The following is a 16,030-nucleotide window of genomic DNA, read 5'->3' as shown; positions in this document are numbered from 1 at the left end:
CTGAACACGTAATGTGTTCAGGTTCTTTTCATTTTAATAGTGTTGAATATGGTGAAGTGGCAGCTGTTATGAACACTTCTCACCAAAACTGCTAATAACGACCTCCTTATTTGCACTTCTAACCAAACTTGCTAATAACGCCTAGCCACGCTACAATCCCAATCTTTTCATATATTCAGTTTCATTTTATTTTACTAATCTCGCATTATTGATATAATGATTGAGGATATTATAAGGAGTGAAAGTACATGCAAGAATATGAAAGCTTAATAATCGGTGGTGGCCCTTGTGGATTGAGTGCAGCAATCGAACAGAAGAGAAAAGGTATTAATGCTGTCGTGATTGAAAAAGGTAATGTCGTAGATGCTATTTATCATTATCCTACTCATCAAACATTCTTTTCTTCTAGTGATAAACTTGGTATTGGTGATGTACCATTTATCGTTGAAGACTTAAAGCCTAAAAGAAATCAAGCACTCGTTTATTATAGAGAAGTCGTGAAACATCACCAACTTGATGTAAGAACTTTTGAAGAAGTATTAGCTGTTAAAAAGGTTGATAATAGATTTTTAGTATCAACAACTAAACAAACGTATAAAGTGAGATTCTTAACAATTGCTACTGGTTACTATGGTCAGCCAAACGAATTAGAAGTGCAAGGTCAAGAGTTAAGTAAAGTAATGCATTATTTCAAAGAAGCACATCCATACTTTAATCAAGACGTTGTGATTATTGGCGGGAAAAATTCAGCTGTCGATGCAGCAATTGAATTAGAAAAAGCTGGTGCAAATGTAACAGTATTATACCGTGGATCAGAATACTCTAAAAGTATTAAACCATGGATATTACCTAACTTTGAATCATTAGCAAAACACGAAAAAATCACGATGCATTTTAACAGTGAAGTAGAACGTATCGATGAAGACACACTTACATTTAATAAAGAAGGTAAGTCATATACAATTAAAAATGACTTCGTCTTTGCAATGATCGGTTATCACCCTGATTACAAATTCCTAGAATCTTGTGGTGTAGAAACAATTACAAATGAATTTGGAACTGCACCTTCATATAACAGAGATACAATGGAATCAAATGTTGAGAATTTATATATCGCTGGTGTTATAGCTGCTGGTAACGATGCTAACACGATATTTATCGAAAATGGTAAATTCCACGGTGGCACAATTGCACAAGATATTGAAAGAAAAAAGCAAACACCTTTAGAATCATAAAAACAACCATGTTATTGGACAATTAGCCAGTAACATGGTTATTTTTTATGCGAAATATTCAACTAAATCTTCTTTAGATAAATGATTACTTAAACCAACAAGTAGTTTAAGACGTGCTTTTTGTCCATTTAATCCGTTTGATAAAATAATGCCCATTTGTTGAAGTTGGTATCCGCCACCTTCATATGCGTAAATACCGCCTACAATTCCATTGAATGAACGTGAAACCATTACAACTGGAATATCAGCATCGAGCAAGTTCTGAATTCCTTGTAATGCAGTTGGTGGCATGTTGCCTTGACCAAGGGCTTCTATAATTAGACCATCATATTGTTTTTCTACAAAGAAATCTAATAAATCGCTTGATAGATCCATATGAGCTTTTACAATACCTATTTTGATATTTGGATTGATGTTTGGATATTTTTTATATGGAAAAGGTTGATGATGGAATATGACATGCGTCTTTGTAACACTGCCAATTGGTCCGTAGTTTGGACTTTGGAAAGTACTTGTGTTTGACGTATGTGTTTTTGTTACATTTTTAGCTGTATGAATTTCATCATTAAATACAACCATAACCCCTTTATTTTGCGCATCATCTGTAGATGCTACTTTTAAAGCTGAAACATAATTGTATAGACCATCTGAACCTATTTCATTTGAAGATCTCATGGCACCTGTTAAAATAATAGGTAACTTCGTATCTATTGTTAAATCTAATAAATACGCCGTTTCTTCTAAAGTATCTGTTCCATGAGTAATCACAAACGCATCATATTCATCTTTATCAATTGATTCTGTAATAATATCTTTCAATTGATTAATATATTGATTATTCATATGTGGGGAAGGTACTTGGAATGGATTTATTTCTGTAATATCACCTAGAGATTGTATAAATGCTTGATGTCTATGCATCGGATGTTCAGTATTTGTTTCTACTTTACCTGTATCTTTATCTTCAGACATACTAATTGTTCCACCAGTATGTATAACTAATATTCTCTTCATTTCTTTCCTCCTATTCATATGATTATAATTTATGATAAAATATATAAGATTAAAGAACAAGAGAGGTTATACAAATGAAAAAAATAAATATAGCAATAGATGGTCCAGCAGCAGCTGGTAAAAGTACAATCGCTAAACTCGTAGCACAACATTTTAATATGATATATGTGGATACAGGCGCTATGTATAGAGCGATTACACTTTATTATATTGAGCAAGAATCAGAAGACTTTGACCATCTTGTTAAAGAAATTGATTTGAAAATCGTATTAGATAACGGGCAACGTGTTATTTTAAACGGTAAAGATGTTTCAGAAAGAATCAGAGAAAATGATGTAACCGAAAAAGTTTCATATGTGGCCTCTAAAGAACCTGTAAGAACATTTTTAGTAGAAGAACAACAAAGATTAGCAGATGAGAAAAATGTCGTAATGGATGGTAGAGATGTTGGTACAACAGTATTGCCTGATGCAGAATTAAAAGTTTACATGATAGCATCAGTTGAAGAACGTGCTATTAGAAGATTTAAAGATAATGAATTACGTGGCATCGAATCTGATATCGAATCATTAAAGATTGATATTGAACGTCGTGACCAATATGATATGAATCGTGAAATCTCACCTTTAGTGAAAGCAGAAGATGCTATTAGTATCGATACGACTGGATTGTCAATTGAAGAAGTGACAAATAAGATAGTCGAACTTGCAAAAAGTAAAATGGTCTAAATAGTTCGAATTTCTTGACAATTTAGCCGCTTTATAAGAAGTTATTATTATGATATTTATTTAAAGGAGGCAATTTTGATGACGGAAGAATTCAACGAATCCATGATAAATGAAGTGCAAGAAGGTGACAAAGTTAAGGGTACTGTACAACAAGTAGAAGATAAACACGTAGTTGTGCATATAGTGGGTGGTAAATTTGATGGCATCATTCCAATTAGCCAACTGTCAACTCAACACATCGAAACAGCTAACGAAGTCGTCAATATTGGTGATGAAATCGAAGCATTCGTAACTAAAATCGAACAAAATGATGAAAGTGGACATTATATATTATCGAAACGAAAATTAGATGAAAATCTTTCATACGAAAAGTTACAAAAGATTTTAGAAGATGACGCAACAATCGAAGCTGAAGTAACTGAAGTTGTGAAAGGCGGATTAGTTGTTGATGCTGGTATTAGAGGCTTTATTCCAGCTTCATTAATCTCTGTAAACTATATTGATGATTTCTCTGACTATTTAGGTAAAGTATTAACACTTAAAGTTGAAGAATTAGATCAAACAAATAACAGAGTCATTTTAAGTCACAAGAAAGTTGAACAAGAAGCATTAAGTTCTAAAAAAGAAGACTTACTCAATAATATTTCACAAGGCGATGTATTAGAAGGTACTGTCGCTAGAATTGCGAACTTTGGTGCATTTATTGACTTAGGTGGCGTAGATGGACTTGTACATGTATCTGAGTTATCTCACGATCATGTTAAATCACCTGACGAAGTTGTAAAAGTTGGCGATACGGTTAAAGTTAAAGTACGTGCTGTCGATAGAGAAGCAGAAAGAATTTCTTTATCTATTAAAGACACGTTACCAAGCCCATTTGAACAAATCGATTCACAATTCACTGTTGGTGATATCGTACCAGGTAAAGTCGTGCGTTTAGCTCAATTCGGAGCATTTGTAGAAATCGCACCTGGCTTACAAGGTTTAGTTCATATTTCTCAAATTAGTCACGAGCACATTGGTAATCCTGATGAAGTATTAGAAAAAGGACAAGATGTACAAGTGAAAATTCTTGCTGTCGATAAAGATGAAGAAAGAATTTCTTTATCTATTAAAGATACAATCGAACAAGAAACTGATTTTGATGAATCATATTTAAACCAACAAGATACAGATGATGACAATCCTACTTTAGGAGATGTCTTCGGAGATAAATTAAAAGATTTTAAATTATAATATGTGTGTATATAAGAGACTGGAACATAATGAAATGTTTCAGTCTTTTTTAGTTTTTTAATTCGATAGGCTAAATAGTCATCATATGTTAAAATAGAAAGGATTATGAAAGAGAGGAAGTAGGTTTATGACGAAACCCATTATAGCAATTGTAGGTAAACCAAATGTAGGGAAATCTACAATTTTTAATAGAATTATAGGCGAGAGGGTATCTATCGTTGAAGATACACCTGGTATAACAAGAGATAGAATATATTCAAGTGGAGAATGGTTAACACATGACTTCAACTTAATAGATACAGGCGGAATAGATTTAGGTGATGAACCTTTCCAACAACAAATTAGAGCACAAGCAGAAGTTGCAATCGATGAAGCGGATGTTATCATCTTTATGGTTAATGGCCGTGAAGGTGTAACACAAGCTGATGAAATGGTCGCTAAAATATTATACAAATCAAATAAACCTGTCGTATTAGCAGTCAATAAAATTGATAATCCAGAAATGCGTAGTGAAATTTATGACTTTTATTCATTAGGATTTGGTGAACCATTCCCAATTTCAGGTTCACACGGTCTAGGTTTAGGTGACTTATTAGATGAAGCGGCTAAACATTTTCCTGAAGATGACGAACCAGATTATGATGATGAAACAATTAGACTTTCACTTATCGGTCGACCAAACGTAGGAAAATCAAGTTTAATCAACGCTATTCTTGGAGAAGAACGTGTTATTGTTTCACCAATTGCTGGTACAACAAGAGATGCGATTGATACAATATACACATATGATGATCAAGAATATGTATTAATTGATACTGCAGGTATGAGAAAGAAAGGTAAAGTATACGAAAGTACTGAAAAATATTCAGTGTTACGTGCTTTAAAAGCTATCGAACGTTCTAATGTCGTACTTGTTGTGATTGATGCTGAAGAAGGCATTATTGAACAAGACAAAAAAGTTGCTGGATATGCGCATGAAGCTGGTAAAGCAATTGTTATTGTTGTTAATAAATGGGATACAGTTGAAAAAGATTCGAAAACAATGAAAAAGTTTGAAGAAAAAGTTAGAGATAACTTCCAATTCTTAGACTATGCACCAATTGCGTTCGTATCAGCTTTAGAAAAATCACGCTTAAAAACATTATTCCCATTAATTACAATGGCAGATGAAAACCACCGTAAACGTGTACAAAGTTCTACACTTAATGAAGTTATTACAGATGCAGTAGCGATGAATCCAACGCCTACTGATAATGGTAGAAGGTTAAATATTTTCTATGCAACACAAGTAGCGATTCAACCACCAACATTTGTAATATTTGTTAACGATGTTGAATTAATGCATTTCTCATACAAACGTTTCTTAGAAAATCGTATAAGAGATGCATTCGGGTATGAAGGTACACCAGTTCATTTAATCTCAAGAAAAAGAAACTAATATTAAAGGATTGATAACTATGACAAATATAACTGTGTTTGGTACAGGTAGTTGGGGAACTGCTTTAGCAAATGTATTAGCAGACAACCAACATAATGTATTAATGTGGGGTAAGACTGAAACAACAATTAACGAAATCAACAAAGAACATAAGAATACAAAGTATTTAAATGAAAATATTTTAAATAAAAATATTAAAGCAACAACTGATTTAAAGGATGCTGTCCATCATGCATCTATCTTTATTATTGCTGTTCCTACAAAAGCCATTCGCGAAGTATGTGAAAATATTAATGAAATCGCTTATGGTAAAAAAGTATTCATCCATGTGTCTAAAGGTATCGAACCTGGCACTTTTAAACGTATTTCTGAAATGATTGATGAATCAATCGACAGCAAAATAAATGGCGGTATTGCTGTATTATCAGGACCAAGTCATGCAGAAGAAGTTGCGATAAAACATCCAACTACAGTTTCAGTATCATCAGAAAACGAAGAAGTTGCTCGTTTAGCTCAAGATTTATTTATGACGGATTACTTCCGTGTATATACGAACAATGATCTTGTCGGTATTGAAATAGGTGGCGCGTTAAAAAATATCATTGCACTTGCTGCAGGCATTACTGACGGAATTGGATATGGTGACAACGCTAAAGCAGCACTTATGACGAGAGGTTTAGCTGAAATTACACGTTTAGGTGTTAAAATGGGCGCTGACCCTATGACATTCTTAGGACTTGGTGGTATCGGTGATTTAATCGTTACTTGTACATCTGTACATTCACGAAACTGGAAATGCGGAAATATGCTTGGTAAAGGGGCTACATTAGACGAAGCATTAGAAGAAATGAATATGGTCGTCGAAGGTGTAAGAACAACAGAAGCTGCTTACAACTTAGCAAAAGAATATGATGTTGAAATGCCAATAACATCAGGTTTGTATAAAGTGTTATTCGAAGATTATCCAGTTTCTGAAGGTGTTAAAGATCTTATGGAACGTGACAAAAAGTCAGAGAATATTTAAGCAAGAGGGGTATTTAAATGTTTGATATATCAAGAATGGATTTAATGTGGGTGTCATTTTATTCTATTGGTTTTATGATTTTGGCAATTATACTCGTATATTTATCAAGATTTAAATTAAAAAATAAAATCATCAGTAGTATAACAATGTTTTTAGCAGTCATTTCTCTTATTATTGCTGGTATATTTATGATTGTTGTATTAGGTGGATCGAGCCATGCATAATTACAAAAAAATATCGATCTTATTAATATTGAGTACTTTAATTTTGTCAGCATGCGCTTTTCCTAATAAAGAGAAAGCAGAAAACCAAGTGCCAGCGAAAGACCAATTAAGTATGGTTCAAACAGCAGTAGATGAATATAAAAAGGCAAGTGGTGGATTATTACCTATCAAAGATAGAGATGATAGTTATTCATTATACTTAAAACACCCAGTTGACTTTAATAAATTAAAGCCGAAGTTCTTATCACAATTACCAGGTAATTCATTTGAGAACGGCGGTATTTATCAATATGTAATCATGGATGTCGACAAAGACCCTAAAGTGCATTTAATCGATTTAAGGACATCAGAAGTTTTAAAAGATATACGAATTCGAATAGATGCATCAGGTAAACCATTGCAATTAGGTAAAAAAGTTGCACCTAATGTATATGAACTTGAATACAAAAAGTATGGTTTCAAGAAACAGCCGACTGTTCCAAGTCCATATAGTAATGAAAGATTACCTGTCTATATGAATGGCGGAAATGATTTTGTTATTGATTATAGATTAGATTTAGCAAAAGCAATTAATAAAGAAAAATCACTTCCTAAACCAGGTGAAGATATTCGATATTTATTATACAAAGATTCACCGATATTACCGGCATATTCGCCTGAATTTACAATAAATAGTAAAAATGAGCCTGTTTTTAAATCAAAAGTGAAAAAATATTAATAAAAATATAGAAATTATGCATTTATAGCTTGTAAATCGTTGCAGTGGCACTGGTTGTTGTGTTAAAGTCTTATCATAATGGTATTTATACATATCATTAGATAACCTTTTGGGAGGTGAAATTGAAATGAACAAAACAGAATTAATCAACTCAGTAAGTGAAAAAGCTAATTTAACTAAAAAAGAAGCTGGTCTTGCTGTAGATGCAGTGTTCGAATCAATTCAAAAATCTTTATCTGACGGTGAAAAAGTACAATTAATTGGTTTCGGTAACTTTGAAGTACGCGAAAGAGCTGCTCGTAAAGGACGTAACCCACAAACTGGTAAAGAAATTGATATCCCTGCAAGCAAAGTTCCAGCTTTTAAAGCAGGTAAAGCATTAAAAGATGCAGTTAAATAATTGATTGTATCAAAGCCCTTTTTAAGGGCTTTTTTTATTTGTCTTATTTCTTTATATGAAATGAATATATGCATTTTCAATTCATTTAACTTAGTGTTAAGATATATAGGTGATATTGTTGAGGTGATAAGATGGATAAAATTGAAAAAATTTATAAAAAAGATATTTCTAATTTGTTAAAAGGTGTAGAGAATAGTAATGTACCTGTAGTTAATCCAATCATAGCTGACGTATTAGATGAAATGAACATCGATACTAATGCTAAGTTAGCTACATTATCTATTGATGCCTCAATGCGCTTTTTAAATAGAATAGGTGAGCCAAATGTTTCTAATCAAGATATCTTAATAGGAGATCTTGTTAGTGCATATTTTTATAAATGTGCTACATTAAATAAAGACCTCGTATTTTTAGATATTATGACTCAAGCAATTAGTAAACAAAATGAATTAAAACAAACGTTGGCTCATGATAAAATAAATCAAGATACAGCTATTATAAAAGAAATAGAATCAATCTTTATTACAACAGTGATTGATTACTACAAAATTAATATGGATAAAGAAACTTTGAAAGATCAAATTTATGCATATTATTATTAATGAATAACTACATTTTTAAACTTAAAGGAATGAATAACTAGTGGATAATAAATCGAAATCAGAACACGTACATGAAGTTTTCCAAAATATATCAGGTAAATATGATACATTAAATAATATCATTAGCTTCGAGCAACATAAAAGATGGCGTAAATATACAATGAAACAAATGAATGTTAAACCAGGTTCTAAAGCTTTAGATGTTTGCTGTGGAACTGCAGATTGGACAATTCAATTAAGTCACGCTGTGGGACCATATGGTGAAGTAGTTGGTATCGACTTTAGTGAGAATATGCTAGAAGTCGGTAAGAAAAAAACAGATAACATGGCAAATATTCATTTAATTCATGGGGATGCTATGAACTTACCATTCGAAGATAATGAATTTGATTATGTAACAATCGGATTCGGCTTACGAAACGTACCCGATTATAAACATGTCTTAAGCGAACTTAAAAGAGTCGTTAAACCAGGCGGTATGGTTGTATGTTTAGAAACAAGTCAACCGACAATGCCAGTATTCAAACAATTATATAGATTCTATTTCAAAAATATCATGCCACTATTCGGTAAAATTTTTGCGAAATCTTTAAAAGAATACAACTGGTTACAAGAATCTGCTGGAAACTTCCCTGGCAAAAAAGAATTAGCAGAAATGTTTGCTGATGTTGGTTACGAAAGAATTAAAGTGAAAAGCTTCACTGGCGGCGTTTCAGCAATGCATTTAGCTTACAAACCTAAATAACAAGGTGATTACATGTATGACAAAACTAAAATTCATATAAATAAAGAAGTAAAAGAAATAGAAAAACAATTGAATAGTTATATAAATAGTGATCAAAACACTATCAACGAAGCTTGCCAATATTTATTAACTTCTGGTGGTAAACGTATACGACCATTATTCACTTTAATTGCAAGTCAATTTGGCGAGCATTATTCAAGAGATGTAATCACTGTAGCAACTACATTAGAACTTATACATATGGCCAGTTTAGTTCATGATGATGTCATTGATAAAAGTGACAAAAGAAGAGGTAAGCCAACTATAGCAAAGAAGTGGGATGTGCAAACTGCAGTTATTACGGGTAACTATTTATTATCACAATCTTTAAATGCAGTAAGCCAAATAGAACATCCTAAGCTTCATGAACAATTAGCAAATGGAATAATCGAAGTATGTCGTGGTGAACTATTCCAATTTGAAGATCAATTCGTTTCAAATCAATCGATAACAAATTATCTACGCAGAATTAAACGTAAGACCGCATTGCTTATTTCATTATCTACAGAATTAGGTGCGTACGCTTCACGTGCAGATGATGAAACTGTGAAGAAGTTAACTAAAATTGGATATTACATTGGTATGAGTTATCAAATAGTAGATGACATCTTAGATTTTACAAGTACTGAAAAGAAACTCGGTAAACCAGTTGGATCTGATTTAAGAAATGGACATTTAACTTTACCAGTCTTATTAAGAATGAAAAATTCTAAAGATTTTAAAGCAAGCATCAATGAACTACAACCAGATAGTCCTTCAGAAGTATTTGACAGATTAGTTCAAGAAATTATCAAATCACCAGAATTACAAAAATCTAAAGAAGTGAGTAACCATTATTTACAAAAAGCAGAAAATTTAATTGATACATTAAATAATGAATCAGGGAAAAAAATGCTATTGGAAATAATTGTGAAAATAAGAGATAGAAACCATTAGAAAGCGCTTGCAAGTATACGTAGTCAATGATAAACTTATCTTGGATTTACATAAAACAAAGGTAGGGATTACGCAATGGAAAGAACTTTTTTAATGATTAAACCTGATGCAGTACAAAGAAACTTAATCGGTGAAGTCGTTTCACGATTAGAAAGAAAAGGCTTAAAATTAGTTGCAGCTAAATTATTCCAAGCTAGTGAAGAATTAGCTAAAGAACATTATGCTGAACACGTTGAGAAACCTTTCTTCAACGATTTAGTAAGCTTTATTACATCAGGACCAGTATTTGCAATGGTAGTAGAAGGTAAGAATGTAGTAGAAGTAACAAGAACACTTGTTGGTGAAACAAACCCTACTAAAGCAGCGCCAGGTACGATAAGAGGGGATTATGGTATCGATTTAGGCAGAAACATTATTCATGGATCAGATTCAAACGAATCAGCAGAACGTGAAATTGGTCTCTGGTTTAATCAATCAGAACTAAATGATTATAAATTAAACAATGAAAATTGGGTTTACGAAAAATAAATACAATAGAGAAGTAGTTCAACAAGAAATTGTTGAACTACTTTTTTGTTAAGAGGCGGAAGTGGGGAGTTGACGGTAGTGTTTACGAGTATTCTCGGGTCGGTGACTGGAATTTGCTGGCGTTGTGAACACTTCTGCCCAAACTCGTTCATAACGAGGGCGTTAATTACAAAACTCGGCTCAAGTGTTACTATGGACAGCCTTAGTTACAAAACTCGGCTCAAGTGTTACTATGGACCACCTTAATTACAAAACTACTGAGAATTGTAATTACTGGTCTCCTTATTTGCACTTCTCACCAAACTTGCTAATAACGCACCCAGTATTTGCACTTCTCACCAAACTTGCTAATAACACACCCAGTATTTGCACTTCTAGCCAAAACTGCTAATAACAACCCCAGTATTTGCACTTCTTGCCAAACTTGCTAATAACGAACCCAGTATTACCAACAAACTTATAACAACACCAGTATTTCCACCTCACATCCGACATGCTCTGAACAACATATAATTCACACTTATTTAAAATCAAAAAATCTAAAACTTTGTTAAACTATTCGTCTGTTTTTGTTAATTTAACGCGCTAAATATGATATGATTAATTTTATATTTAATTAACAGTAGGGAGAGATAATATGCGTTACTTAACATCTGGTGAATCACATGGACCACAACTAACTGTCATTATAGAAGGTGTACCAGCAAACTTGAAAATTGACGTAAACGAGATTAATGAAGAAATGTTTAAACGTCAAGGTGGATATGGACGCGGTCGTCGTATGCAAATTGAAAAAGATTCTGTAGAAATCGTTTCAGGTGTGAGACATGGTTATACATTAGGTAGCCCTATTACACTCATCGTTAAGAATGATGATTTTAAACATTGGAGAAAAATTATGGGTGCTGACCCATTAACTGAAGAAGAATTAGAAAATATGAAAAGAGTTATCACTAAACCGAGACCTGGCCATGCCGATCTTGTTGGTGGTATGAAATATAATCATAGAGATTTAAGAAATGTACTTGAACGTTCTTCTGCACGTGAAACAGCTGCAAGAGTTGCTGTTGGTGCAGTTTCTAAAATTTTATTAAAATCTTTAGATATTGAAATTTATTCAAGAGTTATTGAAATCGGTGGCGTTAAAGACGATTATGAATATACACTTGAAGAAGTGAAACAAAATATTGATCATAATGACGTACGTTGTATTAATGATGACGTAGCTGAGAAAATGAGAAATCGTATTGATGAAGCTAAAAAAGATGGTGATTCAATCGGTGGTATCGTAGAAGTAGTCGTTGAAAATATGCCTGCAGGAATTGGAAGTTATGTTCATTATGACCGTAAACTTGACGGACGTTTAGCTCAAGCAGTCGTAAGTATAAACGCATTTAAAGGTGTTAGTTTCGGTGAAGGCTTTAAAGCTGCTGAAAAACCAGGTAGTGAAATACAAGACGAAATTGCTTACGATAGCGAAATCGGCTACCATCGTTTATCAAATCACTTAGGTGGACTTGAAGGCGGTATGTCAAATGGTATGCCAATCGTCATCAATGGTGTTATGAAGCCAATACCAACATTATATAAACCATTAAACTCTGTAGATATTGATTCTAAAGATAGCTTTAAAGCGACAATTGAAAGATCAGATAGTTGTGCTGTTCCTGCTGCAAGTGTTGTTTGTGAAAATGTTATCGCATTTGAAATTGCAAAAGCATTAACTGAAGAATACCAATCTAATCACATTGACCAATTACAAGAAGCTATTAAGAATCATCGTAATTGGAACTTAAACTTCTAGGTGATGAAATGATTTTTGAAACAACATATACTAACAACAACTATCCGATAATATTAAAGCAGAACGCACTAGCTGAACTTAATCAATATCTTAAAGCAGATGAACAAAATATTGTATTAATTGACCAAGATGTCTATAGATTTCATAAAGACTATATTAAGTCGCATCTTCAAGACCAAGATATTAAATTTTTAACGGTTATGAGTGGTGAATCTTGTAAGCAAATGTCATATTTTGAATCGCTCAGCGAAAAGCTATTATCAATGAATATCACAAGACAATCTCAACTCATCGCTATCGGTGGCGGCGCAACTGGAGACTTTGTTGGTTTTCTAGCTGCAACTTTGTTACGTGGCATTGATTTTATACAAGTTCCTACAACACTTTTGGCACACGATTCAGCAATCGGTGGAAAAGTGGGCATTAATGCATCGGTTGGTAAAAATTTAATCGGTGCATTTCATAGACCACGCGCTGTTATATATGATATAAATTTCCTAGAAACATTGCCACATATTGAAATACGTAGTGGTTATGGTGAAATATTTAAACATGCCATATTAAATAGTGAATCTGACACACTTCATTTAATGGATGTTTATCCTTCTATAAAAGAATTAGCGCAATTGAAAAATATAGAAGATTATTTAAAAATGGGCATCGAAACGAAATTAAAAATTGTGATTGAAGATGAATTTGAAGGTGGCGTACGTAAACATTTAAATTTAGGACACACTTTTGGACATGGACTAGAATACTTAACAAAAATTGCTCACGGTGAAGCTGTGATGATCGGTATTCTTTTCCAGAAAGTGATAAATAAAAATAGAAATATGTACGATAACACATCAAGTGTGCATCTGTTCATTAATTATTTAAAAGAATTAGGTTACCCATTAAACGTCTTAAATCATGCTGATATTGAACAAATTTTTGAATATATGAAAAAAGACAAAAAGAATATTGGACAAACGATTCAAATGGTTTTACAAAATGGTGAAGCTTCATTTACAATTGAATCCGTTTCTAAAGAAGAAGTATTAGATGCATTTAAAGAACTTAAATCTCTAATAAATGAATAGAAGGAGTCCTTTAACATGGAAGATGTATATAAAGTAATTGACGATATTCACATGAAGAATATTGAACATTTAGATGAGAAAGTAAACAGAGTTCTACAATCTGACGATCACGACGCTTTATTTATGTTAGGTGAAACATTATATAAATATGGTATTGTCGATAAAGGCGTTAAAATATTCGAAGAACTTTATTTACTTTATCCTGATGAAAATGAATTGCTTGTTTATTATATAGAAGGGCTAATTGACCAAAACGACTTAGATAAAGCGCATGAAGTATTGTACAACAGCCCACATTCTACAGAGAAATTAATGCTTGAGGCTGATTTATACCAACAACAAGGCTTATTCGAAGTAGGTATAGAGAAATTACTTGAAGCAAAAGAAATGGAACCAGATGATATTGTGATTACATTCGCTTTAGCTGAAATGTACTATTATGATGGTCAATATTTAAAAGCAATTTCTAACTATGAAACAATCACGCAAACTGGTGAAGATATTATTAATGGTATTTCGATTTATGCACGAATGGCAGACGCAAGTTTACAAAGTGGTGCATACGAAGAAGCAATTAAATATTATGAAAATGTATCAGAAATGGATATGACAGCTGAAGATTATTTCAAACAAGCAATTAGTTATCAAAAAAATGACTTAACAAGAGAAGCAATTAAGCAACTTGAAAAGTTATTACAAAAAGACCCAGACTTTATGCAAGCTTACCATTACTTATTGCAAATTTATGAATCAGAAAAAGATTATGAAAAAGCAATTGAAATTGGTAAAGAAGGGCTTCGATTAAACGCATATTATAAAGAATTGATGACAGATACTGCTAGATTAATGTTAACAACTAACGATGAACATGGTGCAATTCTGTTACAAGATGCATTAACAGTTGATCCTTCTTATACTGAAGCTGCCATTATACTTGCTGATTATTATCGCGAAAAAGATAATATAACAGGTCTTATTAATTTATTAACATATGTTGATCATGAAGATATAGACCCTGTAGTAGCTTGGCACGTTGCATATGCATTCGGTGAAGAAGAAAGAGATAAAGAAGCTCAACACTTCTATGAATTAGCATATCCAGATTTAACACAAAATATTGATTTCTTAAACGACTATTACCATTACTTAATTGAGATCGGTCATGTCGATAACGCTAAAAATATATTAGAATCTGTTCGCAAACTTGATCCTGAAAATCCATATTGGGACCAAGAATACGAAAGATTATTATAAGTAGGGTTAATTATGAATCATACATGGTTAAACTATGAAAAACAGCGATTTATTGAATATATTCTATATCAATACGATTTTAAAATTGCTGAAAGTGTATGGATATTAAATTTATTAAAAAGTAGCCCTAAATATTTATCTAACATTTCATTTGTCAATGAATTTTCAGATGAACGCATACTGTCCATTAGTACTGAACAATCTAAACAACTGCCTTTACTTTATTGTAAAGATCGGTTCTGTATAGAAGATGGTCGACAAATCTTCCACGATATTCGACTCGATAATACACATTTAAATGTACTTTTATATTTGAACAGAAATGATGATCGACTGAATAAGTTGCTGTTGTTACAAATGCTTGTTGATTATTATGGAGATGACAAAGATATTCGTGCTTTAAATAATAACAATACACACGGTCTAGGACATTGGCGTAAACTCATCACTAATGAAATAGATAAATCTTTAGATAATAATGATCAAGACATGTTTATAGAAATGTCTAAAATATTACAATTCATTAATGAGTTGGAGGAACATCGATAATGTTATTTAATCATGTTGACTTAAAAGAATTAAAAAACAACTTAGAATATATCGATACAGCCATCATACCTGTATCTAATATTGATATGAATCATCAATTATTAACATCATGCGACCAAAATGAAACAGTTCAACTTGTTGGCATGTTAGCAGAAAAACAATTTAAAGGTAGATTACTACTTACACCAACATTTTTCACAAGTGGTAATCAATACGATCACGTCGTATCTTTTATACAAAGTTTAAAAGAATATGGCTTGAACAATATAATTATTTTAAGCAGTGATCAAGTAGAACTGAATGTCGATCACGAATTGTATAAAGTAAACACGATTCCAATGGGTGACTTAGACGATGATATGAAACGCACACTCATCGAAGACGAAGTCAAACAATTTATGAAGTTTATCATTAGAACATGGAATAAATAGTAGGTAGATGCACTATATCTTATAGTGTATTATCCCTATAGAG

At 32.4% G+C, this 16,030-nt stretch carries 18 protein-coding genes; 17 read left to right on the top strand and 1 reads right to left on the bottom strand.

Annotated features, from left to right (window positions below):
• Window positions 1–248 precede the first annotated feature (248 nt).
• A complete protein-coding gene (locus LQ673_RS06125; protein WP_025907077.1) occupies window positions 249–1,235 on the top strand; it encodes a YpdA family putative bacillithiol disulfide reductase in 987 nt (328 codons plus the stop codon).
• 45 nt (window positions 1,236–1,280) lie between these two features.
• On the opposite strand, the gene LQ673_RS06120 is transcribed toward LQ673_RS06125, so the two are convergent.
• Window positions 1,281–2,249 (bottom strand): asparaginase, encoded by a 969-nt coding sequence (locus LQ673_RS06120; protein WP_119594078.1) that lies wholly within the window; start codon window positions 2,247–2,249, stop codon window positions 1,281–1,283.
• 74 nt (window positions 2,250–2,323) lie between these two features.
• Here LQ673_RS06120 and cmk point away from each other — a divergent pair, with 74 nt between their 5' ends.
• The 16 genes from cmk (at window position 2,324) to LQ673_RS06040 (ending at window position 15,987) form a co-directional block, all read left to right on the top strand.
• The gene (gene cmk, locus LQ673_RS06115; RefSeq protein ID WP_058611250.1) at window positions 2,324–2,977 is read left to right on the top strand and encodes a (d)CMP kinase; all 654 of its coding nucleotides are present in this window, start codon (window positions 2,324–2,326) and stop codon (window positions 2,975–2,977) included.
• A 78-nt stretch (window positions 2,978–3,055) separates the two neighbouring features.
• Entirely contained in the window at window positions 3,056–4,213 is a 1,158-nt protein-coding gene (gene rpsA, locus LQ673_RS06110) for a 30S ribosomal protein S1 (protein ID WP_037588164.1), read from the top strand.
• 127 nt (window positions 4,214–4,340) lie between these two features.
• Entirely contained in the window at window positions 4,341–5,651 is a 1,311-nt protein-coding gene (der, locus tag LQ673_RS06105; RefSeq protein ID WP_025907085.1) for a ribosome biogenesis GTPase Der, read from the top strand.
• A 19-nt stretch (window positions 5,652–5,670) separates the two neighbouring features.
• Window positions 5,671–6,675: an NAD(P)H-dependent glycerol-3-phosphate dehydrogenase gene (locus LQ673_RS06100; RefSeq protein ID WP_126477478.1), complete on the top strand. Its 1,005-nt coding sequence runs from the start codon at window positions 5,671–5,673 to the stop codon at window positions 6,673–6,675.
• Between the two features lie 17 nt (window positions 6,676–6,692).
• Window positions 6,693–6,899 carry a DUF2768 domain-containing protein gene (locus tag LQ673_RS06095; protein WP_025907089.1) on the top strand — a complete coding sequence of 69 codons (207 nt, stop codon included), beginning with the start codon at window positions 6,693–6,695 and terminating at the stop codon, window positions 6,897–6,899.
• Window positions 6,892–7,617 carry a hypothetical protein gene (locus LQ673_RS06090; protein ID WP_191835593.1) on the top strand — a complete coding sequence of 242 codons (726 nt, stop codon included), beginning with the start codon at window positions 6,892–6,894 and terminating at the stop codon, window positions 7,615–7,617. The genes LQ673_RS06095 and LQ673_RS06090 overlap by 8 nt, the downstream gene beginning before the upstream one ends.
• Window positions 7,618–7,744: 127 nt before the next feature.
• On the top strand, window positions 7,745–8,017 hold the full coding sequence (locus LQ673_RS06085; protein ID WP_016912122.1) for an HU family DNA-binding protein: 273 nt from the start codon (window positions 7,745–7,747) through the stop codon (window positions 8,015–8,017).
• A 131-nt stretch (window positions 8,018–8,148) separates the two neighbouring features.
• A complete protein-coding gene (locus tag LQ673_RS06080) occupies window positions 8,149–8,619 on the top strand; it encodes a hypothetical protein (RefSeq protein ID WP_025907097.1) in 471 nt (156 codons plus the stop codon).
• A 40-nt stretch (window positions 8,620–8,659) separates the two neighbouring features.
• Complete coding sequence (locus LQ673_RS06075; protein ID WP_191835592.1) at window positions 8,660–9,364, top strand: demethylmenaquinone methyltransferase; 705 nt, start codon at window positions 8,660–8,662, stop codon at window positions 9,362–9,364.
• A 12-nt stretch (window positions 9,365–9,376) separates the two neighbouring features.
• On the top strand, window positions 9,377–10,339 hold the full coding sequence (locus tag LQ673_RS06070; protein ID WP_191835591.1) for a polyprenyl synthetase family protein: 963 nt from the start codon (window positions 9,377–9,379) through the stop codon (window positions 10,337–10,339).
• A 75-nt stretch (window positions 10,340–10,414) separates the two neighbouring features.
• Window positions 10,415–10,867, top strand: coding sequence for a nucleoside-diphosphate kinase (gene ndk / locus LQ673_RS06065; protein WP_037588159.1), 453 nt, complete (start codon window positions 10,415–10,417; stop codon window positions 10,865–10,867).
• A 637-nt stretch (window positions 10,868–11,504) separates the two neighbouring features.
• Window positions 11,505–12,671, top strand: a complete 1,167-nt coding sequence (gene aroC / locus LQ673_RS06060) for a chorismate synthase (RefSeq protein ID WP_204252633.1) — start codon at window positions 11,505–11,507, stop codon at window positions 12,669–12,671.
• 8 nt (window positions 12,672–12,679) lie between these two features.
• Window positions 12,680–13,753 (top strand): 3-dehydroquinate synthase, encoded by a 1,074-nt coding sequence (gene aroB, locus LQ673_RS06055; RefSeq protein WP_191835686.1) that lies wholly within the window; start codon window positions 12,680–12,682, stop codon window positions 13,751–13,753.
• A 15-nt stretch (window positions 13,754–13,768) separates the two neighbouring features.
• The gene (locus LQ673_RS06050; protein ID WP_239705332.1) at window positions 13,769–15,007 is read left to right on the top strand and encodes a tetratricopeptide repeat protein; all 1,239 of its coding nucleotides are present in this window, start codon (window positions 13,769–13,771) and stop codon (window positions 15,005–15,007) included.
• 12 nt (window positions 15,008–15,019) lie between these two features.
• On the top strand, window positions 15,020–15,556 hold the full coding sequence (locus LQ673_RS06045; RefSeq protein ID WP_191835588.1) for a YpiB family protein: 537 nt from the start codon (window positions 15,020–15,022) through the stop codon (window positions 15,554–15,556).
• Window positions 15,556–15,987: a DUF2487 family protein gene (locus LQ673_RS06040; RefSeq protein WP_025905476.1), complete on the top strand. Its 432-nt coding sequence runs from the start codon at window positions 15,556–15,558 to the stop codon at window positions 15,985–15,987. The genes LQ673_RS06045 and LQ673_RS06040 overlap by 1 nt, the downstream gene beginning before the upstream one ends.
• Window positions 15,988–16,030 lie beyond the last annotated feature (43 nt).

Origin of the sequence: Mammaliicoccus sp. O-M54, from assembly GCF_022386035.1 — a bacterium.
GTDB classification, from domain to species: domain Bacteria; phylum Bacillota; class Bacilli; order Staphylococcales; family Staphylococcaceae; genus Mammaliicoccus; species Mammaliicoccus sciuri_A.
This window is presented reverse-complemented; position numbering and strand designations above follow the sequence as displayed.